This window comes from Shinella yambaruensis (genome assembly GCF_050859155.1).
GTDB lineage: Bacteria > Pseudomonadota > Alphaproteobacteria > Rhizobiales > Rhizobiaceae > Shinella > Shinella yambaruensis.
Window position 1 is genome coordinate 213,834 of the sequence record NZ_CP150640.1, and the last position, 20,312, is coordinate 234,145.

The following is a 20,312-nucleotide window of genomic DNA, read 5'->3' on the forward strand; positions in this document are numbered from 1 at the left end:
AAGGCGGTCAGACCTCCTCCAGCCCGCGCAGCATCTCGATGACCGCCGAGAAGTCGCGGCCACCCTGGCCCCGCTTCTCGAAAAGCCCGTAGAGCTGCGCCGCCAGACCGCCGAGCGGTGTCGCCGCGCCGGTCGAAAGGGCGGCCTCCTGCGCGAGCATCAGGTCCTTCAGCATCAGCGACGCCGCAAAGCCCGGCTTGTAGCTGTTGTTGGCGGGCGAGCCGGGAACGGGTCCCGGCACGGGGCAATAGCTCGTGAGCGACCAGCACTGCCCGGAGGAGGTGGACGCCACGTCGAAAAGGGCCTGGTGCGAGAGCCCGAGCCTCTCGCCCAGGGCAAAGGCCTCGCAGACGCCGATCATCGAGATGCCGAGGATCATGTTGTTGCAGATCTTCGCGGCCTGCCCGGCACCGGCGCCGCCGCAATGCACGATCCTGCGGCCCATGGCGGCGAGGATGGGCTCGGCCTGCCCGAAAGCGGCATCCTCTCCGCCGGCCATGAAGGTGAGCGTGGCCGCCGCCGCACCGCCCGTGCCGCCGGAGACCGGGGCGTCGAGGGACGGGCAGCCGCGTCCGGTGGCGAGCGCATGCGCCTTGCGGGCGCTCTCCACGTCGATGGTCGAACTGTCGATCATCAGCGTGCGATCCTTCACGAGCCCGCAAAGCTCGCCCCAGACGGACAGGACATGCGCGCCCTTCGGCAGCATGGTGACGACGCATTCGGCATCGGCAACGGCATCGGCAAGCGTCGCGGCCACCGAAATGCCGGCCGCGGCCGCCGCCGCCCGGGATGCCTCGGAAAGGTCGAAGCCGGCGACGGCATGGCCGGCCTTCACCAGATTGGCCGCCATGGGGCCACCCATATTGCCGAGGCCAACAAATGCGATCTTCGTCATGTCTTCCTCACTTCATCCGCAAAAGCGGTTCGTTGCCCGCAAGATAAGCCTCCACCGCGCTCCCCTACCGGTTGTCGGCAAGGATCATGTCCGCCGCCTTTTCGGCGATCATGATGGTCGGCGAATTGGTGTTGCCGGAGGTGATCCGCGGCATGATCGAGGCATCGGCGACACGCAGGCGGCCGAGCGCGCGCAACCGCAGCCGCGGATCGACGACGCTCTCGGCGTCGCTGCCCATCCGCAGCGTGCCGACGGGATGGAAGATGGTGGTGCCGATGTCGCCGGCAGCCCGTTTCAGCTCCGCGTCGGTCTCGTAGAACGGGCCGGGCTTGTATTCCTCGGGCCGGAAGCGCGCGAAGGCCGGCTTGGCGACGATCTCGCGCGTCAGGCGGATCGCGCGGACGGCAATGTCCCGGTCGCCCTCCGTCGAGAGATAGTTCGGGCGGATCTGCGGCTGCATGGAAAAATCAGGGCCGTTGAGATGGACCGAGCCACGGCTTTCCGGCCGCAGGTTGCACACGCTTGCCGTCATGGCCGGGAAACGGTGCACGGGATCGCCGAACCTGTCGAGCGAGACGGGCTGCACGTGATATTGCAGGTCCGGCGTCTCCCTGTCCGGGCCGGAACGGGTGAAGATGCCGAGCTGGCTCGGCGCCATGGACATCGGGCCGGACCGGCGCAGTGCATATTCCAGGCCGATCGACGCCTTGCCGACCAGGCTGCTCGCCTTCTCGTTCAGCGTCGGCACGCCCGTCACCTTGTAGACCAGGCGAAGCTGCAGATGATCCTGCAGGTTTTCACCGACCCCTCGCACCTCGGCAATCACCGGCACGCCCGCCTGCTGCAGTACCTCGCACCGCCCGACGCCGGAAAGCTCGAGGATATGCGGCGAGCCGATCGCCCCGGCGCTGAGGATGGTTTCCCGCCGCGCCCTGACGTTTCGGGCGACGCCGTCGCGCTGGAACTCAACGCCCGTGACCTCCCCGTTCTCGATCACCAGCCGTCTTGCCTGCGCCTTGGTGAGGATCGTCAGGTTGCTGCGGCCTCTGGCGGGTTTCAGGAACGCCTTCGCCGTGTTCCAGCGGATGCCCGATCGCTGGTTGACGTCGAAATAGGCGGAGCCCTCGTTGTCACCACGGTTGAAATCCGCCGTCGGCGGGATGCCGGCTTCTTCCGCGGCCTTGCGGAAGGCGTCGAGCACCGCCCAGCGCACGCGCGACGTCTCGACCCGCCATTCGCCGCCGACCCCGTGCATCTCGTCAGCGCCGCCATAGTGGTCTTCCGATTTGCGGAAATAGGGCAGCACGTCCTCCCAGCCCCAGCCGTCGCAGCCCGCCTGGCGCCAGAGGTCGTAGTCGCGCGCCTGGCCGCGCATGTAGATCATGCCGTTGATCGAGGAGCAGCCGCCGAGCACCTTCCCGCGCGGATAGTTGAGGGCGCGGCCGTTCAGACCCTCTTCCGGCTCGGTGCGGAAACACCAGTCGGTACGCGGATTGTTGATGCAATAGAGATAGCCGACCGGGATATGGATCCAGTGATAGTTGTCGCTGCCGCCGGCTTCCAGCAGCAGGACGCGATTGGCGCCGTCCGCCGAAAGGCGGTTCGCCAGCACGCTTCCCGCGCTTCCTGCGCCGACGATGATATAGTCGTATTCCTCCATTCCAGCCTCCGTCGTCCATCGTTCCCGCGCTCGATGGGGAGCAGCAGGTCGCCATGATCCTGATTGTCGCAAGCGGGGCCGGCGGCCGGCCCCGGTCCCCTACCGCCTGTGCTCGAAGCCCAGCCGCCGCCCGAGGCGGGAGGCATAGAACTCGCCGACCACGCCGCGGCGGAAGAGCAGCACGCACGCCATGAAGACCACGCCCGTCACGATCGTTACGGGGAAGTCGGACGTGGCGAGGTAGTTCTGCAAGGTCACGACCAGCCCGGCGCCGAAGACGGGGCCGATGAGCGTGCCGATGCCGCCGAGCAGCGTCATCAGGATCACCTCGCCGGACATCTGCCAGGTGACGTCGGTCAGCGTCGCGAACTGGAAGACCAGAGCCTTGACCCCGCCGGCAAGTCCGGCAAGCGCCGCCGACATGACGAAGGCGCCGAGCTTGTAGTACTGCACCGAGTAGCCGAGCGAGACGGCGCGCTGCTCGTTCTCGCGGATCGATTTCAGGATCATGCCGAAGGGCGAGTTGACGAAGCGCCAGATGATAAGCAGCCCGATCACGAAGACGGCGAGCGTGAAATAGTACATGTTGGTGGAGACCGAGAGGTCGACGAGGCCGAAGAGATGGCCGCGCGGCACGCCCTGGATGCCGTCCTCGCCCTTGGTGAACTCCGCCTGCAGGCAGAAGAAATAGAACATCTGCGAGAGCGCCAGCGTGATCATCGCGAAATAGATGCCCTGCCGGCGGATGGCGAAGAAGCCGATGACGAGGCCGAGCACGGCCGCGCCGAAGACGCCGAGCAGCACGCCCAGTTCCGGCGTCCAGTGCCACTCCTTGACCGCATGCGCGGTGAAATAGGCCGCGCCGCCGAAGAAGGCCGCATGCCCGAAGGAGAGCAGGCCCGTATAACCGATCAGCAGGTTGAAGGCGCAGGCAAAGAGGGCGAAGCACAGGAGCTTCATCAGGAACACGGGGTAGAGGAAGGCGGGCGCGACAGCGAGCGCGGCAAGCCCCACCAGGAGGAAACCAAGCCGGATCGAAGACGCCATGGCGCTGTGCGCCTCCGTCCGCCCGCCGGTTTCGGTCGTTTCAGCCATGTCCGCCATGTCACGCATCCTTCCCGAAGAGACCAGCCGGCCGAAGCAGGAGCACGATGGCCATGATGACGAAGATCACGATGTTCGAGGCCTCGGGATAGAAGACCTTGGTGAGGCCTTCGGCGATCCCGAGCATGTAGCCCGTGACGATCGCACCGAGGATCGAGCCCATGCCGCCCACGACGACCACCGCGAAGACCACGATGATGAGGTTCGTGCCCATCAGCGGCGAGACCTGGTAGATCGGCGCGGCGAGCACGCCGGCGAAGGCGGCGAGCGCGGCGCCGAGGCCGTAGGTGAGGGTCAGGAGCAGCGGCACGTTGATGCCGAAGGCCTGCACGAGCACGGTGTTCTCGGTCGCCGCGCGCAGGTAGGAGCCGAGCTTGGTCTTCTCGATCAGGAGCCAGGTTCCGAGGCAGGCGACGAGCGAGACCACGACGACCCAGCCGCGATAGTTGGGCAGGAACATGAAGCCGAGATTGGTGCCGCCGGCAAGCGACGGCGGCACCGAATAGGGCTGGCCGGCCGCACCGTAGAGATAGCGGAACGTGCCTTCGATCGTCAGCGCCAGGCCGAAGGTGAAGAGCAGGCCGTAGAGCGGGTCGAGGTCGTAGAGGCGGCTCAGCATCGTGCGCTCGATCAGCGCCCCGAACAGTCCGACGACGAGCGGCGCGATCAGCAGCGCCAGCCAGTAGTTGACCCCGAGATATTGCAGGAGCAGCAGGGCGACGAAAGCGCCCAGCATGTATTGTGCGCCATGCGCGAAGTTGATCACCCGCAGGAGGCCGAAGATGACGGCGAGGCCGAGGCTCAGGAGGGCATAGAACGAGCCGTTGATCAGCCCGATCAGCAACTGGCCGAGGAATGCCTGCAGGGGAATACCGAAGATCGTCGTCATGGCGTCAGACTCCGAGGACTTTGTGGAGCATGGTCATGCGGTCCGGCAGTTCCGAAACCGGGAAATCCGCCACCATCCGGCCATGGTCCATCAGATAGAAGCGGTCGGCGATCTTGCTCGCGAAGCGGAAGTTCTGCTCGACGAGCAGGATGGTCATGCCGCGCGCCTTGAGCTTCCTCAGCACCTCGCCGATGCGCTGCACGATCACCGGCGCGAGGCCCTCCGTCGGTTCGTCGAGGATCAGGAGACGGACGCCGGTGCGCAGGATGCGCGCCATGGCCAGCATCTGCTGCTCGCCGCCGGACAGTTTCGTTCCGGGGCTCGTCCGGCGTTCCAGGAGGTTCGGGAAGAGCTCGTAGATCTCGTCGAGCGCCATGCCGCCATCCGCCACAACCGGCGGCAGCAGCAGGTTTTCCTCGACGGTGAGGCTAGCGAAGATGCCGCGCTCCTCCGGCACGAAACCGATGCCGGCATGGGCGGTGCGGTGAAGGGGCACCGACAGCATGTCGCGGCCGGCGAAGCGGATCTCACCGCGGCGCTGGCGGATGATGCCCATGATCGTTCTCAGCGTCGTCGTCTTGCCGACGCCGTTGCGGCCGAGGATGGTGATCATCTCGCCCTCGCCGACCGACATGTCGACGCCGTGCAGGACGTGGCTTTCGCCATACCAGGCATGCAGGTTGCCGACCTGAAGAAGCGCTCCCATGTCAGGCCTCCTCCGTGCCCATATAGGCGACGCGCACCCGCGGGTCCTCGCTCACCGTCCGATAGTCGCCCTCCGCGAGGATCTCCCCGCGCTGGAGGACGGTCACATGGTCGCAGATGTCGGCGACGACCTTCAGGTTGTGCTCCACCATCAGCACGGCCCGATCGCGCGCGACATTGCGGATGATGCCCGCCACGACGGCGACGTCCTCCCCGCCCATGCCGGCCATCGGCTCGTCGAGCAGCAGGACCTTCGGATCGAGCGCCAGCGTGGTTGCGATCTCCAGCACGCGCTTGCGCCCATAGGAAAGGTCCGCCGCCATGACATTGCGTGCCTCCGAGAGGCCGACGGCGGAAATGAGCTGGTCGGCGCGTTCGTTCAGCCGGTCGAGCGCCGAAAGCGGCCGCCAGAACTGCGTGGCGAGCCCGTTCGGCCGCTGCAGGGCGACGCGCACATTGTCGAGCACGGAAAGGTGCGGGAAGACCGCGGAGATCTGGAACGACCGCACCAGGCCCATGCGGGCGACGCGGTCCGGCGCCATGCCGGTTATGTCGGTCCCGAGCAGGGTGATCGTGCCGCTGGTCGGGGTCAGGAACTTGGTCAGGAGGTTGAAGACCGTCGTCTTGCCCGCGCCGTTCGGCCCGATGAGGGCGTGGACGCGCGCGTGGTGCACGTCGAGGTCCACGTTGCTCACGGCGTTGAAGTCGCCGAAGCGCATGCCGAGGCCGCGGGCGGACAGCACCACCCGCGGCTCCTCCTTGCTTTGTGGTACGGCGAGCGTCATCACCAAACTGGCCGCCGCTTACTGCGAGACCAGCGGGCAGCCGCTCTTGGCCGGATCGATGAAGGCCTCGTCGCCCGGAATGGTCGCGAGCACCTTGTAGTAGTCCCACGCCACGTCGCTCTCGCCGGGCTTCTTCACTTCCATGAGGTACATGTCGTGGATCATGCGGCCATTGGCGCCGACCTTGCCGTTTTCGGCGAAGACGTCGTTGACCGGCATTTCATGCAGCGCCTTGGCAACGGCTTCCGTCTCGTCGGTCCCGGCCTTCTCGATCGCTTTCAGATATTGCAGGACGGCGGAATAGGTGCCGGCATGCACCATGTTCGGCATCGCGCCGGTGCGGTCGAAGAAACGCTTGCCGAACTCGGCCGCCTCGGGCGTGCGGTTCCAGTAGAAGCCTTCCGTCAGCGTCAGGCCCTGGGCCGCTTCGAGGCCGAGGCCGTGCACCTCGGCGAGCGTGAAGAGCAGCGCGGCGAGCCGCTGGCCGCCGGCGACGATGCCGAATTCCGCTGCCTGCTTGATCGAGTTGGACGTGTCGAGGCCGGCATTGGCAAGGCCGATCACCTTGGCGCCCGACGATTGCGCCTGCAGCAGGAAGGACGAGTAGTCCGTGGTCGCCAGCGGATGGCGCACCGCCCCCGAGACCGTGCCGCCGTTCGCCTTGACGAAGTTGGCGGTGTTTTCCTCGAGCGAATAGCCGAAGGCATAGTCCGCGGTCAGGAAGAACCAGGTGTCGCCGCCTTCCTTCACGAGTGCGCCGCCCGTGCCGACGGCGAGCGAATAGGTGTCGTAGGCCCAATGGAAGCCGTAGGGGCTGCACTGGGCGCCCGTCAGTTCGGTCGTGGCCGCGCCGGTGACGATGTCGATCTTCTTCTTTTCCTTGGAGATCGCCTGGACGGCGAGCGCGACGGAGGACGTCGTCAGCTCCATGATCGCGTCCACCTGCTCGGTGTCGTACCACTGGCGCGCGATGTTCGAGGCGATGTCCGGCTTGTTCTGGTGGTCGGCGGTGATGACCTCGACGGACGCGCCCAGCACCTTGCCGCCGTAGTCCTCGACCGCCATCTTGGCCGCCTCGTAGGAATACTTGCCGCCGAAATTGGCATAGACGCCGGACTGGTCGTTCAGGATGCCGATCTTCACCACGCCGTCGGACGCGTCGGCATAGGCCGCCGTGGAGCTTGCGAGCAGTACGGCCATGGATGCAATCAATCTGGTGCGCATGATTTCTCCTCCCAGAGAATACGAAAGTGCAATCTGTTCAAAAATGTCCGGACACTCTCCTCAAAGCGTCTGGCTCGCCTTGCAGTTTCCGGAATTTCGGCGTTGACACAAGGGCGGATGGCTGGCTATTTGCGAACAAAGCCTGTTCATTTTTGAACAGATGGAGCCACGAGCGTGCATCCGCAGTTTACCTGGGACGACCTGCAGTTCTTCCTCGCGGTGGCGCGGACCGGACACCTTTCTGCGGCGGCACGCCAGCTCCGCACGAGCCATGCCACGGTCTCGCGCCGCATCGACCGGCTGGAATTCACCCTCAAGGTCAAGCTCTTCGAGCGCAATGCGCGCGGCTACATCCTCACGCAGATGGGGCAGCGCTTCGTCGAGACGGCCGAGCGCATCGAGGGCGAGACGGAGCGGCTCCAGGCCGACATCTCCTCCGGCGCGACGTCGCAGCGCGGCGTCGTCCGGCTGAGCGCGCCCGAAGGCTTTTCCAACTTCTTCTTCGCCGAGCACCTGCCGGCCTTCGTGCGGCAATGTCCGGCGGTCTCGCTGGAACTGGTGACGATCCAGCAGATCATGTCGCTCTCGCGCAAGGAGGCCGACGTCGCCGTCACGCTCGATCCGCCGAAGGCCGGTCCCTATTTCGCCGAGAAGATCCTGGACTACAGCCTGCATGTCTACGGGGCACGATCCTACCTGGCCGCGAAGCCGCCCATCTCGACGCGGGACGACCTGCTGGCCCATCCCTTCATCGGCTATATCGAGGACATGATCTTCGCTCCGGGACTGGACTATCTCGGAGACGTTCATCGCGGGATCAAGGCGGCTTTCCAAAGCTCGAGCATCTTCGCCCAGCTGACGGCGACGCGCAACGGCCTCGGCCTCTGCGTGCTGCCGCATTTTATCGCCGCGCGCTATCCCGAACTCGAAATCGTGCTGCCGCAGACCGTGGACCTGCGGCGCAGCTACTGGCTGCTCTGCCACCGCGACATGCGCGACGTGCCGCGCATCCGCAGTGTCATCGGGTATCTCGGCGGCATGGTGCGCACCAATGCCCCCCTCTTCGTCCGCGACCGGCGGGCCGAGGCCTCGACGGACGTTCCGAACGCAAGCCCCGCCGACGAACCCTACCGCCCGCCCCTCTTGAGCCACAGATAGGCAGCTGCGGTCCAGGAAAAGCCGAGGCCGCCGCAGCCCTCGCCGGTTTCCGGATCGAAGTACTCGGCAAAGCCTTCGCGTTCGATTGCCGAGAGCGTCGAGCCCCGCAGCTCCTCGGCGAAGGCGCCTTCGCCATTGCGGCGCAGCCCTTCGATCAGCAGCCAGTTGATGATGCCCCAGGCGGGACCACGCCAGTAGCGCTTCGGCTCATAGGCGGCAAGGCCGGGCTTCGTCGTCGGGAATGCAACCTTCAGGCCGGCCGACCAGCGCCGCATCTCCGCGACGGCGGCCGACGCCATCGCGGCTTCCAGGTCGAGCGCGAGAAGCGGGAGGAAGCCCGCCTGCGTCGCCGCCTCGATGTCCGCGCCGGATACGAGGTCGCGCGAGACGAAGCGGGACAGCGCCGGGCGCCACTGGCCGAGGATGGCCTTGCGGCTGAGGGCGTTGAAGGCCGCGATCTCTTCCGCCTCTTCCGTCCTGCCGAGCAGGCGTGCGAGATGCTCCAGATCCTCGCCCGCCTTTAGGAGGATGGCCGTCGTCTGGATTTCGGCGACCTTGAACGGCGCCCTCGCCCATTGCTCCGCCGGGTTCCAGCCGCAGTCGGCATAGGTATCCACCAGATGGATGAAGCGGCGGTAGTCCTCGTCGCGCGGCCGCATGTCCGCATGCACATGGCCGATGTCCTTGCGCACCACGGGCGTCGTGGTGGTGGTCGGCACACGGGCCATCGCCGCGTCCCAGGCCGGCGAGTTGTCGCTGCCGCTTTCCCAGGGATGCAGCAGCGCGACGAGGCCGGTCCCCTCCGGGTCGCGGGCGGCATACCACCAGCGATGCCATTTGAGTGCGGCAAGATAGAGCGCAAGCGTGCGCTCCCTTGCCCCCTCGCCCGCGGCGTCGTGCACCTGGCGAAGGGCAATGGCGAAGACCGGCGGCTGGGTTATCCCCGACGTCGGAATGCCGTGCTTCGTGCGCCAGACGGAGGGACCGGGAAAATAGGTGTCGCTCGGCTGGTGGAAGACGATGTGCGGGATCATGCCGTCGGCCCACTGGCCTTCGGCAAGGCGTTCCAGCTCGCGATAGGCCCGGTCGACGTCGTAGAGGGCAAAGCCCATCGCGACGAAGGCCGAATCCCAGTTCCACTGGAAAGGATAGAGACGGTCGGTGGGGACCGTATAGCCGCCGCGGTCGTTCACGGCCAGGATGCGTCTGGCTTCTTGGATATGGTCTGTCATGGTCTGCTCTGATGTTTCTGTGTTCATGCCGCCGACGGCGGGTAGGACTTGCCGCTTTCCGGGGAAAGCCAGGTGATGCGGTTCCGGTCGGGCCTGAGGCCGATCACGTCGCCGCTCCGGACCGCTTCGGACGGCGGCAGGACGACGCGGGCGGGCTGCCCCTGGATCGAGCCTGTCAGGAGGAGATGCGAGCCCATCGGCTCCGCCACCCTGACCTGCATCTCCAATCCGGCCTCGCGCGGCACAAGCGCCACGGCCTCGCCGCGAAGGCCGAGCACCACGCTGTCGCCGGCGCCTTGCGGCACGGACAATTGTTCCGCGCCCGCGGCCACATGGCCGCGCTCCACCGGCACGGTGATGAAGTTCATCGGCGGATTTCCGATGAAGCCGCCGACGAAGCGCGTGGCGGGATGGTTGTAGATCTCCACCGGATCGCCCACCTGCTCGACCACGCCGCCGTGCATCACCGCGATGCGGTCGGAAAGGCCCATGGCCTCCGTCTGGTCGTGCGTCACGTAGATCGTCGTGGTGCCGGCCGCCTGCAGCACCGTCTTGAGCTCGGTGCGCATCTCCAGGCGCAGCAGCGCGTCGAGGTTGGAGAGCGGCTCGTCCATCAGCAGCACCTTCGGCTCGACGGCAAGCGCCCGGGCGACGGCCACGCGCTGGCGCTGGCCGCCCGAAAGCTTGTTCGGATAGCGGTCGAGATAGGGCTCGATGTGGAGAAGGCCGGCCGCCTTCTCGACCTGCTTCTTCACGCGTGCCTCGTCGGCCTTCTGCATGCGCAGGCCGAAGGCGACGTTCTCGTAGACGGTCATGTGCGGGAAGACGGCGTAGTTCTGGAACACCATCGCAAGGCCGCGCTCCTTCGGCGGCAGGCCGATGATGGAGCGGACGCCGATGCGGATATCGCCGGCGGTCGCGCTTTCGAGCCCGGCGATGATGCGCAGGAGCGTGGTCTTGCCGCAGCCCGAAGGGCCGAGCAGGGAGACGAACTCGCCGTCGTTGATCGTCAGCGAGACCTCTTTCAGGGCCTCGAAGGCGCCGAAGGCCTTGCGGATGCGGTCTATGACAATATTGGCCATGGCTTGGTCCCGTTATTTCGAGGAAATGCCCCAGATCGCGAACAGGTAGCGCCTGACCGCGAAGATGAAGATGACCGAGGGGAGGATGAGAAGGAGGCCGCCCGCGAAGCGGTAGTGCATCGGGCTTTCCGACAGGACCGTCAGAAGATATGCCGTCAGGGTGCGGTTGCGCACCGTCAGCACGGACGCCGCGAACACCTCGTTCCACGAGATGACGAAGGCGAAGACGGCCGTGGCGACGATGCCCGGCAGCGCCAGCGGCGCCACCACCTTGAAGAAGGCCTGGATGCGCGTGCAGCCGAACACCCAGGCGGCCTCCTCCAGTTCCCGCGGCACGCCGAGGAAGATGCCCTGCGTGACGAGCGCGGCGAAGGGCAGCGCCAGCACCGTGTGGATGAGGCCGACGCCGACGATCGTGTCGTAGAGCCCGAGCCGGATGAAGGAGACGGTGAGCGGCAGGGCGAGGATCGCGAGCGGAAAGGCGCGGGTGAGGAGAACGAGCAGCCGGTAGCCGTCCTTGCCGGGGAAGGTGTAGCGGGCGAGTGCATAGCCGGCGGGCGCGCCGAGCAGGATCGACAGCGCCACGGTGATGCCGGCCGCGCCGAGCGAGTTGAGGAAGCTCTGGACGACGCCCTCCGTCTTCAAGAACAGGAGGAAAGGCTCGATCGACAGGCCGGTGGGCAGGCCGGTCTTCGGCCATTGGTAGACGCCCGTGCGCCCGCCGAGAGCGCCGATCGCCACCAGGTAGATGGGAACGATGACCCAGGCGCAGAGCGCGGCGATGCCGCTCCACAGGAGGAGCCGGCGCGAGGAGGAAAATCCCGCAGTCTTCGTGGCTGTGCTCATGGCAGGCGCTCCGGATCGACCTTGACGACCTTGAGATAGACGAGGGTGGCGGCAAGCGAGATGACCATGATGAGCACCGCATAGGCAGCGGCCACGCCATAGTTCTGGTTCTGGTTCTGCCAGGCATAGGCCTCGCCGACGAGGACCGGGAAATTGCGCCCGCCGAGCGCGTAGACGACGGCGAAGACCTCGAAGGCGAGAACCGTGCGCAGGATGAGCGCCGATTGCAGCGCCGGGCGGATGAGCGGCAGGGTGATGCGCCAGAAGCGCGTCCACGGCCCGGCGCCGAAGACCTCGGCCGCCTCGCGGAATTCCTTCGGCACCTGGTTGAGGCCGGCGACGATGATGACCATGACGATCGCCGTGCCGCGCCAGATCTCGGCGATCGCGATGCCGATGAAGAGCGCCACCGGCGTCTGGTAGGTGAGCCAGGCGGTCTGCCGCTCGATCAGCCCCAGGCCGAAGAGCAGCGAGTTGAGATAGCCGGTGTTCTGCAGGATCGCGAGCCAGACCATGCCGGCCGCAAGATCGGAGATGCCGAGCGGAATGGTCCAGATCCACAGGATCGTCTCGCGCCCCGCGCCGATCTTCGAGACCAGCGTGCCCATGGCAAGGGCGATGGCGATCTGCACGGGGATGACGGCGAGCGCCAGCAGGAACGTGTTCTGCACGGACCGGGCGAAATTGATGTCGCCCGCCATCGTGCGGATATTGGCAAGCGACGGCGCGCCGTTTTCCGACAGCGCGAGCCACACGGTCTGCACCAGCGGCACCACGAAGAGCAGGGCGAGAAAGGCGACGGATGGCAGTATCAGGGCATAGGGTAGCCAGGGGCGATCATTGGTCATGGGCTCTTGCCTCGCGGGACATGCAGCGCACCGCGAGCGGAGGCGGCCTCTGGCCCTCCGCCCCGGCAGGACGCCTGGGATGCGGCCGGGCACGAAGGCCCGGCCGCGGTTGCCTTGGGAGGCTTATTCCACCGGGCAGGCACCATCGCTTGTGGCATCCGGCGCCCAGCAGGCCGCACCGGTGTCAGCCATCAGCTTGGCAAGCACGTCGCCCTGGGATTTCAGGACATCGGCGATAGGCTCGTTCTGCAGGACGATGCGCTGGAAGCTGTCCATGTAGACCTTGTTGAACTCGCCGCCCTTGTCGCCGAGGCCGACGGGAAGCAGCGAGATGACCGCATCCTCGGCCGACTGCGTCGCCTTGACCGCGCCGGCCAGAAGCGCGACGCCCGGATCGAGATCCGTCGGCAGGTCGATGTTGAGGGTCGGGAAGAAGCCGACATGCGTGGCGGTCAGGAGCTGCGTATCCGGTTTCGTCAGATGCTCGATGACGGCGGTCGCTCCGGCCACATCCGGTGCGCCCTTGGGGATCGCAAGGCCGGCGATGACCGGCATGTATCCCCGCCCTTTCGAGCCGGCCGGCGCCGGGAAGACGACATAGTCGTCGGGCGCGGCGGAGATCGCATTCTTGAGGCGCGCGACGTGATCCCACGCGACCATCACCTCGCCCGCGGCGAGCGGCTCCTGCATGAAGTCGTAGTTGGTGGAGTTCGGCGTCACGACCGACCAGAGCTCCTTGAACGTCTCCCAGCCGGCGACCGCATCGGCGTTGCGGAAGGTCCGCACCACCCCGCCCGTGAAGGACGGGTAGAAATAGCCCTCGAAATACCGCGCCATCAGCCCCTTCGGACCGGCCGGGAAACCGATCTGCGGCTGGCCCGTCGCCTCCTGCATCGCCTTGCCCCAGGCGATGAGCTGGTCGTAGGTCAGCGCCTTCACATCGGCGCCTTCCGGCAGGTATTGCAGCGCATCCTTGTGGGCGGCCATCACATAGGTCGCCTGCAGCCAGGGAATGTACTGCTGGCTGGACTTGCCGAGCTTGCCGAGGTCGAGGAAGGACTGCGGCATGCCGGCTTCGGCCAGTTTAGCGGCCAGCGTGTCGAGCGGCTCCAGCGCGTCCTTGTCGGCGATGGGCGACAGCTCGCCGTGAAGCGCGCCGACGAGGCTGATCGTGTGCTTGCCGGCCTGGCGCTCGGCTTCCATGCGCACGGCAAATTGCGGCGGCTCCTCGACGATGTAATCGACCGGAGCGTCAAGCCCCTTGAGAATCTCCTCGCGGACGACCGTCGCCTCCTCGATCGGACGGAGCTGCGTGGAGAGAAAGACCGTCTGGGCGAGCGACGGCGAAGCGAGCGCCGCAACGGTCGTGGCCAGGATTCCAAATGACAGCAATCGTTTCATGTTCTCCTCCTTATCAACGATGTAAGTGCGCTCAGCGCGTCAGCGCGCTGCGGCGATGGCTCTCGCGATCGACGAATTCGATGCCATACAGCTCCTGCAGGGTTTCCGCCGGCTCGCCGGCAATGGCGCGCAGCAGGAGCGAGGCGAAGTTCGCGCCGAGATTCTCCCCCGTCATGCGCATGGTCGACAGCGGCGGACTGGTGAACGCGCCCATCGGCAGGTCGTCGTGCGCGACGACGTCGACCGCCGCGCCGCCTTCCACTTCGCGCAGCGCCCGGAGCGCGCCGATCGCCATCTCGTCCGTCGCGCAGACGAGCGCGGTCGGCCGATCGGGCCGGCCGAGCAATTCGAGCGCCGCCCGGTAGCCGCCCTGCTCTATCGGCACGCCCTCGGCGCAAAGATCGGCGTCAAGGCCGAGCTCCTCCATGGCCGCCTGCCAGCCGCAGCGCCGGACATGGGCGAAATAGTATTCCTGCGGCCCGGCGATATGGCCGATGCGGCGATGGCCGGCGGCGTGGAAGCGCATCGTTGCCCGGTGAAAGCCGGCAAAGCCGTCGCCATCGATGAAGGGATGGGGCACGGGCGATTCCGTCCGACCGTTGGTCACGAAGGGAATACCCCGCGACTGCAGAAATTCCACGCGCTCGTCCTGCCGCCTGGTTCGCACGAGAAGCATGGCGTCGACACGGCGGCCATCGACGAAGCGCTGGCAGAGTTCCAGTTCGCTTTCGCCACGCGGGACCGGGGCGATCACCAGGTTGAGGCCCGCATTGGCCAGGTGCTCGGCGCAGCCCGTCAGCATGTCCAGGAAGTGCGGCGGGCCGATATGGCCGGGATCGCTCGGCAGCGGAACGGCGACCAGCTCGGCCCGCTGCTTGCGCAGCCGGCGCGCCCAGGCGTTCGGGTGGTATCCGGCCTTCTCGGCGGCCAGGCGCACGCGCTCCCGCGTGGCGGCAGACACATCGGGATAGCCGTCCAGGGCCCGCGAAACCGTTGTGATCGACAGGCCGAGAGCCTTCGCAAGTTGCTTGATGTTGGACATGCCATTCCTCCCGAGGGCCTAATTGATTCCCCAAAACGTTTTGGACGTCAAGTCCAAAACGTTTTGGGGAATTGGCGGTGCCCTTCGCCGCGGTCTTCCATATCGAAGGCATCAAGGCGGTCGGCGCCGACCTCCTCTACCTTCTACAATGCGGGGCTGATGCGGCATGTCGACTACATCGTCGAGTGCATCGGGATCGACCCTGTGGCGCTGGGCTCGGATTTACGGCACGGCCATTTCGGACGACATGAAGGACGCCGCCGACCTGCGACCACGATGATGTTCTCGCGCATGCCGCGCAGAGCCGGATCAAGGTGCCCTATCTGGACTACGGCCAGGCCTCGTTCTTCGGCACCGCCCTGCGGCTTTCGCCGACAGGCCGTTCCAACGCCGCACGATGCACGAAAACTCGATCAGCGTCGGCCTGCGCGAGGTTGCCTCACACGGCTGGGGCTTGTGCTGGCTGCCCCGAGATGCTCGTGAAGGAAAATCTTGCCGAACAGCGCCACGACGCCTCAGGCTTGAGCCTTGATGGTCATGCGACCATAGGCAACGAGGCCGAAGCCGGTCGCATACATCAAAAGGCCGAACAATGCCGGCGGTACGGCCACTTCCGGCGAGTGCATCATGGTGATTGCGAGTACCATGCCGATCGCCGCGTTTCGAATGCTGATCGAAAGGGTTACCGTGACGGCCTCGGCGGCAGACAGGCCAAGCACCCGTGAACCCAGCAAACCGAGGGCGATCGCGCAGAAAACCAGGGCGATGACCGCCGGCCCCGCATTGACGAGAATCTCCAGCCATCGCTCATACACCGAAATACCGATTCCGACGATCAGTGCCACCAGCACCACCAGGCCAAAGGCGCCGACCAGCTTTTCCGCGCGGACGGCGAGAGCAGGCGCCTTGTGCCGGATCCCCATGCCGACGATCACGGGAAACAGGATGATCGTGATCATCACCCCGATCGTGCGCAGCACCGGAAGGTAGATGCGGGCATCGCCGTCACTCAGGCGCTCGATCGCGAAATTGGCGAAAAGCGGCAGCGTCGCAATCGCGACCAGGCTGCCGACGGCGCTCAACGCGATCGACAACGCCAGGTCCCCCCGCGCGAGGTAGGAAAACAGGCTGGACGTGGTTCCGATCGGGCAAGCGGCAACGATAACGAGACCGACCGCGATTTCCGGCGGCAGGCCCATGAGCACGGCAAGCGACAGACCCACCAGCGGAAGAAGCAGGAGTGCGGCCGCGATGCCCCAGATCAGGGCCTTCGGCCGCATGGCCACGCGGTGGAAATCAACGGGGGCGAGCGTCATGCCGATGCCCGTCATGATGATGAAGACGGCAACCGGCAGGCCGATGTCGATGAGGACGGACTGTTCCATGCGACTGCTCTTTCCAACAGAGGCGTTACGGTCCCGCCCGGTCGCCTAGCTTTGATCCATCGGCCCCCGGAATGCAACCGGCCTGTGTCGCGCATCCCGGCCGGCACGCCGAAGCCCAGCCCGTCGCCATCATGGTGACGGCAAGGCCACCGAGCAGCGTGCGCTCCGGCCGCGCCCGGCCGTGCACGAGCACAAGGCCGATGCCCGCCGAGACGGTGAAGGCGCCGGCCGCCGCGCCGATGGAGAAAAGGACCGGATCGAGCGCCGTCGTCGAGACGACAACAAGCAGCACGGCGATCGTCGCCCCGCGCGAAACACCGAGGGCCTCCGGCGCGGCGAGCGGATTGGAGGTGCGGCCGAGACCCGGGTTTCCTTTTACCGCCATTGCGCTCATGAAAGCCTGCCCCAAATATGATGAATTCCTTCATATTTTCGCGGGCGCCGCCTGACAAGCCCAATAGCAGACGCCCGGCGCGGGGGCTCCAGCCTCCCCGCAGGTGGCATTCTGTACGGCCGTGGGAACAGGCCTTCGGCCACGTCATCAAGGAGAATGCCGGTGGCGGTTTCCTTCATCGCAGGCGTCCAGCGATTTTGAGGAAAGATGGGATCAGCCTTGCCATGGCCGATCACGGCCATCGGGATCATCTTGCTGCTTGTACTTGTTCGTCAGTCGTCCGCGGCTGCCCGGAGGTAAGCCCTCGACAAAAGGCGGGCCTCCTCGCGAAATCTGCTGAGCACGTCGGGCCCGGAAGCCAGGGCGCCGAAGCTTCCGCGAGAGAGCCCGGCAAGGGCTGACAGAAGCGTGAAGGCGACCCGCCCGAAATCGCCGTATGTTGCATCGGAGGCGTTTTCGAGCCCCCTTACGACAGCCGTTTCCAGCCGCTTGTAGACACCTGCGGACAATCGGAACTGATCTATCGCGCCGGCGACCCGGTAAAGAGCGGTCGTCGCATCGGGACGCGCGATCTTCACGGAGACATAGGCATCGGCGATGCCGTCGGCGAGATCGGAAAGTGGTCGTTTGGCCCCGTCGGCGCTGACGCGCTCGATCGCCTCGGCCATGTCCTCGAAATGGCGCAGCAGGATCGCATAGAGCAGCGCATCCTTGTTCGGGAAATACTGGTAGAGCGTGCCGACCGAAACCCCGGCGCGCTCTGCCACCCGTGTCGTCGTCAGCCGTGCCAGACCCTCCGAGAGCAAAACCTGAATAGCAGCCTCGTGAATGGCTTCGATAGTCGCGCCAGCGCGCGCCTGGACAGGCGGTTTTCGTGGCTTGAGTCGTTGAGGAACGGCGCTTTCCAAATGCGAATACCGAAGTGAAGGATTGTTCAGTTATATTGACGACATCACCTGCTGGTCAAGCGCGGCGTCCGGAGCGACGGGCAACGACAGCCTCCAGCGATGGCGTGCAAAGCTCGGTTTCAGGTCGCGGCAAGCAAAGGACAACGAGATGATCGATGATATCAAAGGTTGGAGTGGACCCCGGATGACCCGCAGGCGGTTCCTGGTGTCCGCGGCCGGTGCAGCCGCCGTCACATCCGCGCCCGCGCTGTCGATGACGGCTTCCAAGGCGATGGCCCAGGCGCCCCGTGTCCTCAAGTTCAGCGATCATGAGCCGCTCGGCGGAATGCGAACCCGTTTCCTCAAGGACGTCGTGTTTCCGGCGATCGAGGCGGAATCGAACGGACGCCTCAAGATCGAGGATCACTGGAACGGCGAGATCGCCGCAGTCTATGACGCACTCGGCGCCGTGACCGATGGAACCACCGACATCGGCACCGTCGTGCCGGAATACACCGCAAGGCAGCTGCCGCTGCACCAGATATTCAAGAGTTTCATCACTGGTCCGGTCGGCGGCCGGCAGATCGATTTCTTCGAGCGCGTCTATGCGGAAGTCCCCGCCTTCCCGGCGGAGCTGGACAAGAACAACATCGTCCAGATCTATTTCGGCACAGGATATCCGGTGGCGTTTTTCCGCAACGCGCCCATGGCCGGCCTGGAAGACCTGCAAGGTGGCAAGTGGCGATCCGCCAGCTTCTGGCATCTGGATTTCCTCAAGAACGCCGGGGCTACGCCCGTGACCATGCACTGGGGACCGGAAATCCCCGCCGCCTTGAAGGCGAAGGAACTGGATAGCCTCATGGTGAACGTCGACAGCGGCTACATGCTGAAAGTCCACGAAACAGCACCACATGTGCTGGTTTCAAGGGATTTGTGGTTAGGCCATGTCTACATCCTGTCCATGAACAAGGATGTCTGGAACAGCCTTGCGCAGGAAGACAGGGACGCCATCCGTCGTGCCGCCAGAAGCTCTTACCAGACACTGGGTGCTGTCATGGACAAGAGCTTCGACACGCAGCTGGAGGACCTGAGGAAGGCCGGTGCGACCGTACGGATTCTCGAACCCGCGGAGGTGCGGCAGTTCCAGGCAGCCACCCGGTACAAGGAGGTGCAGGTCGCTTGGGCAGGAGAACAAAAGGGACAGGGCGTTGCGGACGCCGACGTCGTTGTCGGGAAGGTCACGTCAGTTATGGACGATTTTGTCGGGTGAGCGCTCGCCGGAGCCGAAAACCTCCCAAGGACGTCATAGCCCTGCCCTGAGCGGGAGTTCGCGTCAACCACCGCGGCGAAGCAATAGGCGATGAGATGATGACAACCGCCATGCCGCGGAAGTGGAACTAGCGATCGAGGTCGGCATGATCGAGCCCGAAGTGGTCCAGCACCAGTTGAAGATTACGATGGTTGGACTTGAAATAGACGTCGAAGACGTCGCCAAGCACCGGCACGCTTCCCGCAACCGTGTCGAACCCGACATTGAACAGCATCCTGACGAGCTTGTCATTCGGGACGCCGAGACGACGCGCTTCATTGACGATGACGAGGCTGACGGCGGCTGCGGCAAAATCGCCGATGCCGGGGATCAGGCCCAGGACTGAATCCGCCCCGAGCGAGACCCGCGTGCCGGGAATGCGCAGCGCCGTATCCATCAGCCGTGCCAAGCCGCGCATCCTCCGGAGGCGTGCCAGTCGTTCGATCGGTAGATTATGTTTGTTCATCGCCCACCTGTACTCTGTATAGGTAGTCCTGCCGGCCCGCCGTTTCCAGCTGATCGCAATGGCATGAGCCGGCGCGGGGCATATCACCGCCATGAATTCCGGAGATGCACCGACCTTTGGATGGCTTTGCAGACTACGCCTCCTTCCGCTTCAGCGTCCCTGGCTTTTCGCCGTCGGAAAGGAACGGTTTCCGGATGAAGACGCTCGCTCGGGAAGCTGCTCCGGAGACGGCCATCGTTCGGCGACCTCCTGCGCGCGGTCAAAGCCGTTGCGGTCGCCCCGCATCCGGAGATCGGTGAACATCAGGACGAAAGCAGCCCGATGCCGTTCCAACCGGGCGATGCTATTCGCGACATCCGTTGCTTCGAGCGCACGAAACCCCGCATCCTACAGGCTGAGGACGCCGTCTAGCTTACAGCGAACAACCGGATTCGTTTCATCGAGGTCAAACGATCTGCTTGATAAAGCTCTCCAACATGGTTTTCAGGCGCTGGGCATCCTCGTTGCCATAGCTGTCCTCGACCTTGGCCTCATGCTCCTCGACCCGCTTGTTTTGCGACGCAAGCATCGCGGCGCCTTTGTCGGACAGGAACATGCGGACCTTGCGCCGATCCGCCGGATCCGGAACCCGGTAGACCAGAGCGTCCTGCACCATGCGATCGACCAGCTTTGTCAGCGTCGGCAGATTTAGTGCCAACTCCTCCGCGAGCTTGCCCATCGGCAAGCCGCCTGATTCCGAAAGAACCTTCATCAGGCGCCACTGGTCCAGCGACACGCCCTCGGCCGTCAACTGCCGGCTCAGATGGCGATTTGCCTGGGCAAGCAGATGCGAAAGATGTTCGTTGAGCGAGCGTTCGGCCATGATTCTTTAATCAGCAATTGTTTAATCGGAAACTGTATATATAGTGCTTCTGTCCTGCCGCATAGGCTGGCGCCAACGAAAACAAAACATTCACAATCCGGCATTGCGGAGCGTGTGTCTGGGGTGGAGCGAAAAACA

Annotated in this window: 20 protein-coding genes; 2 read left to right on the plus strand and 18 right to left on the minus strand. The window is 65.3% G+C overall.

Features of this window, described 5'->3' with window-relative positions; all coding sequences use genetic code 11:
* Positions 1-7 precede the first annotated feature (7 nt).
* The 7 genes from mmsB to WMC41_RS26890 form a co-directional block, all read right to left on the minus strand.
* A complete protein-coding gene (gene mmsB, locus WMC41_RS26860; RefSeq protein WP_244770613.1) occupies positions 8-895 on the minus strand; it encodes a 3-hydroxyisobutyrate dehydrogenase in 888 nt (295 codons plus the stop codon).
* A 64-nt stretch (positions 896-959) separates the two neighbouring features.
* Complete coding sequence (locus WMC41_RS26865; protein WP_432349355.1) at positions 960-2,555, minus strand: GMC family oxidoreductase; 1,596 nt, start codon at positions 2,553-2,555, stop codon at positions 960-962.
* Positions 2,556-2,654: 99 nt separating this feature from the next.
* Entirely contained in the window at positions 2,655-3,659 is a 1,005-nt protein-coding gene (locus WMC41_RS26870; protein WP_272808215.1) for a branched-chain amino acid ABC transporter permease, read from the minus strand.
* Between the two features lies 1 nt (position 3,660).
* A complete protein-coding gene (locus WMC41_RS26875; RefSeq protein WP_244770616.1) occupies positions 3,661-4,548 on the minus strand; it encodes a branched-chain amino acid ABC transporter permease in 888 nt (295 codons plus the stop codon).
* A gap of 4 nt (positions 4,549-4,552) precedes the next feature.
* A complete protein-coding gene (locus tag WMC41_RS26880; protein ID WP_244770617.1) occupies positions 4,553-5,254 on the minus strand; it encodes an ABC transporter ATP-binding protein in 702 nt (233 codons plus the stop codon).
* 1 nt (position 5,255) lies between these two features.
* The gene (locus WMC41_RS26885) at positions 5,256-6,038 is read right to left on the minus strand and encodes an ABC transporter ATP-binding protein (protein WP_244770618.1); all 783 of its coding nucleotides are present in this window, start codon (positions 6,036-6,038) and stop codon (positions 5,256-5,258) included.
* Positions 6,039-6,056: 18 nt separating this feature from the next.
* Positions 6,057-7,262 carry an ABC transporter substrate-binding protein gene (locus WMC41_RS26890; RefSeq protein ID WP_272808217.1) on the minus strand — a complete coding sequence of 402 codons (1,206 nt, stop codon included), beginning with the start codon at positions 7,260-7,262 and terminating at the stop codon, positions 6,057-6,059.
* A 174-nt stretch (positions 7,263-7,436) separates the two neighbouring features.
* On the opposite strand from WMC41_RS26890, the gene WMC41_RS26895 reads away from it, so the two are divergent.
* Entirely contained in the window at positions 7,437-8,420 is a 984-nt protein-coding gene (locus tag WMC41_RS26895; protein ID WP_244770620.1) for a LysR family transcriptional regulator, read from the plus strand.
* Here the strand turns inward: WMC41_RS26895 and WMC41_RS26900 are convergent.
* The 9 genes from WMC41_RS26900 to WMC41_RS26940 all read right to left on the minus strand — a co-directional run bounded on the left by WMC41_RS26900 (position 8,390) and on the right by WMC41_RS26940 (position 17,558).
* Complete coding sequence (locus WMC41_RS26900) at positions 8,390-9,652, minus strand: MGH1-like glycoside hydrolase domain-containing protein (protein ID WP_432349359.1); 1,263 nt, start codon at positions 9,650-9,652, stop codon at positions 8,390-8,392. The two genes, WMC41_RS26895 and WMC41_RS26900, sit on opposite strands and share 31 nt — an antisense overlap.
* Positions 9,653-9,675: 23 nt before the next feature.
* A complete protein-coding gene (locus WMC41_RS26905; RefSeq protein WP_432349361.1) occupies positions 9,676-10,734 on the minus strand; it encodes an ABC transporter ATP-binding protein in 1,059 nt (352 codons plus the stop codon).
* A 12-nt stretch (positions 10,735-10,746) separates the two neighbouring features.
* Positions 10,747-11,580: a carbohydrate ABC transporter permease gene (locus WMC41_RS26910; RefSeq protein ID WP_432349363.1), complete on the minus strand. Its 834-nt coding sequence runs from the start codon at positions 11,578-11,580 to the stop codon at positions 10,747-10,749.
* Positions 11,577-12,428 carry a carbohydrate ABC transporter permease gene (locus WMC41_RS26915; RefSeq protein WP_432349364.1) on the minus strand — a complete coding sequence of 284 codons (852 nt, stop codon included), beginning with the start codon at positions 12,426-12,428 and terminating at the stop codon, positions 11,577-11,579. Before WMC41_RS26915 ends, WMC41_RS26910 begins: the two co-directional genes overlap by 4 nt.
* A gap of 123 nt (positions 12,429-12,551) precedes the next feature.
* Positions 12,552-13,829: an ABC transporter substrate-binding protein gene (locus WMC41_RS26920; RefSeq protein ID WP_432349366.1), complete on the minus strand. Its 1,278-nt coding sequence runs from the start codon at positions 13,827-13,829 to the stop codon at positions 12,552-12,554.
* A gap of 31 nt (positions 13,830-13,860) precedes the next feature.
* The gene (locus WMC41_RS26925) at positions 13,861-14,871 is read right to left on the minus strand and encodes a substrate-binding domain-containing protein (protein WP_432349368.1); all 1,011 of its coding nucleotides are present in this window, start codon (positions 14,869-14,871) and stop codon (positions 13,861-13,863) included.
* Between the two features lie 515 nt (positions 14,872-15,386).
* Entirely contained in the window at positions 15,387-16,256 is an 870-nt protein-coding gene (locus tag WMC41_RS26930) for a bile acid:sodium symporter family protein (RefSeq protein WP_244770627.1), read from the minus strand.
* Between the two features lie 25 nt (positions 16,257-16,281).
* A complete protein-coding gene (locus WMC41_RS26935; protein ID WP_432349370.1) occupies positions 16,282-16,650 on the minus strand; it encodes an iron chelate uptake ABC transporter family permease subunit in 369 nt (122 codons plus the stop codon).
* A gap of 272 nt (positions 16,651-16,922) precedes the next feature.
* The gene (locus WMC41_RS26940; protein WP_432349372.1) at positions 16,923-17,558 is read right to left on the minus strand and encodes a TetR/AcrR family transcriptional regulator; all 636 of its coding nucleotides are present in this window, start codon (positions 17,556-17,558) and stop codon (positions 16,923-16,925) included.
* A 148-nt stretch (positions 17,559-17,706) separates the two neighbouring features.
* On the opposite strand from WMC41_RS26940, the gene dctP reads away from it, so the two are divergent.
* Positions 17,707-18,807 (plus strand): TRAP transporter substrate-binding protein DctP, encoded by a 1,101-nt coding sequence (dctP, locus tag WMC41_RS26945; RefSeq protein ID WP_432349374.1) that lies wholly within the window; start codon positions 17,707-17,709, stop codon positions 18,805-18,807.
* A 127-nt stretch (positions 18,808-18,934) separates the two neighbouring features.
* On the opposite strand, the gene WMC41_RS26950 is transcribed toward dctP, so the two are convergent.
* Both WMC41_RS26950 and WMC41_RS26955 read right to left on the minus strand, forming a co-directional pair.
* Complete coding sequence (locus tag WMC41_RS26950; protein ID WP_244770710.1) at positions 18,935-19,312, minus strand: DUF4112 domain-containing protein; 378 nt, start codon at positions 19,310-19,312, stop codon at positions 18,935-18,937.
* Positions 19,313-19,757: 445 nt separating this feature from the next.
* Positions 19,758-20,174: a MarR family winged helix-turn-helix transcriptional regulator gene (locus WMC41_RS26955; protein ID WP_244770630.1), complete on the minus strand. Its 417-nt coding sequence runs from the start codon at positions 20,172-20,174 to the stop codon at positions 19,758-19,760.
* Positions 20,175-20,312 lie beyond the last annotated feature (138 nt).

Coding starts and splice junctions, on each gene's coding strand:
- mmsB (WP_244770613.1), bottom strand. CDS start 895: ATGACGAAGATCGCATTTGTTGGCCTCGGCAATATGGGTGGCCCCATG.
- WMC41_RS26865 (WP_432349355.1), bottom strand. CDS start 2,555: ATGGAGGAATACGACTATATCATCGTCGGCGCAGGAAGCGCGGGAAGC.
- WMC41_RS26870 (WP_272808215.1), bottom strand. CDS start 3,659: ATGGCGGACATGGCTGAAACGACCGAAACCGGCGGGCGGACGGAGGCG.
- WMC41_RS26875 (WP_244770616.1), bottom strand. CDS start 4,548: ATGACGACGATCTTCGGTATTCCCCTGCAGGCATTCCTCGGCCAGTTG.
- WMC41_RS26880 (WP_244770617.1), bottom strand. CDS start 5,254: ATGGGAGCGCTTCTTCAGGTCGGCAACCTGCATGCCTGGTATGGCGAA.
- WMC41_RS26885 (WP_244770618.1), bottom strand. CDS start 6,038: ATGACGCTCGCCGTACCACAAAGCAAGGAGGAGCCGCGGGTGGTGCTG.
- WMC41_RS26890 (WP_272808217.1), bottom strand. CDS start 7,262: ATGCGCACCAGATTGATTGCATCCATGGCCGTACTGCTCGCAAGCTCC.
- WMC41_RS26900 (WP_432349359.1), bottom strand. CDS start 9,652: ATGACAGACCATATCCAAGAAGCCAGACGCATCCTGGCCGTGAACGAC.
- WMC41_RS26905 (WP_432349361.1), bottom strand. CDS start 10,734: ATGGCCAATATTGTCATAGACCGCATCCGCAAGGCCTTCGGCGCCTTC.
- WMC41_RS26910 (WP_432349363.1), bottom strand. CDS start 11,580: ATGAGCACAGCCACGAAGACTGCGGGATTTTCCTCCTCGCGCCGGCTC.
- WMC41_RS26915 (WP_432349364.1), bottom strand. CDS start 12,428: ATGACCAATGATCGCCCCTGGCTACCCTATGCCCTGATACTGCCATCC.
- WMC41_RS26920 (WP_432349366.1), bottom strand. CDS start 13,829: ATGAAACGATTGCTGTCATTTGGAATCCTGGCCACGACCGTTGCGGCG.
- WMC41_RS26925 (WP_432349368.1), bottom strand. CDS start 14,871: ATGTCCAACATCAAGCAACTTGCGAAGGCTCTCGGCCTGTCGATCACA.
- WMC41_RS26930 (WP_244770627.1), bottom strand. CDS start 16,256: ATGGAACAGTCCGTCCTCATCGACATCGGCCTGCCGGTTGCCGTCTTC.
- WMC41_RS26935 (WP_432349370.1), bottom strand. CDS start 16,650: ATGAGCGCAATGGCGGTAAAAGGAAACCCGGGTCTCGGCCGCACCTCC.
- dctP (WP_432349374.1), top strand. CDS start 17,707: ATGATCGATGATATCAAAGGTTGGAGTGGACCCCGGATGACCCGCAGG.
- WMC41_RS26950 (WP_244770710.1), bottom strand. CDS start 19,312: ATGAACAAACATAATCTACCGATCGAACGACTGGCACGCCTCCGGAGG.
- WMC41_RS26955 (WP_244770630.1), bottom strand. CDS start 20,174: ATGGCCGAACGCTCGCTCAACGAACATCTTTCGCATCTGCTTGCCCAG.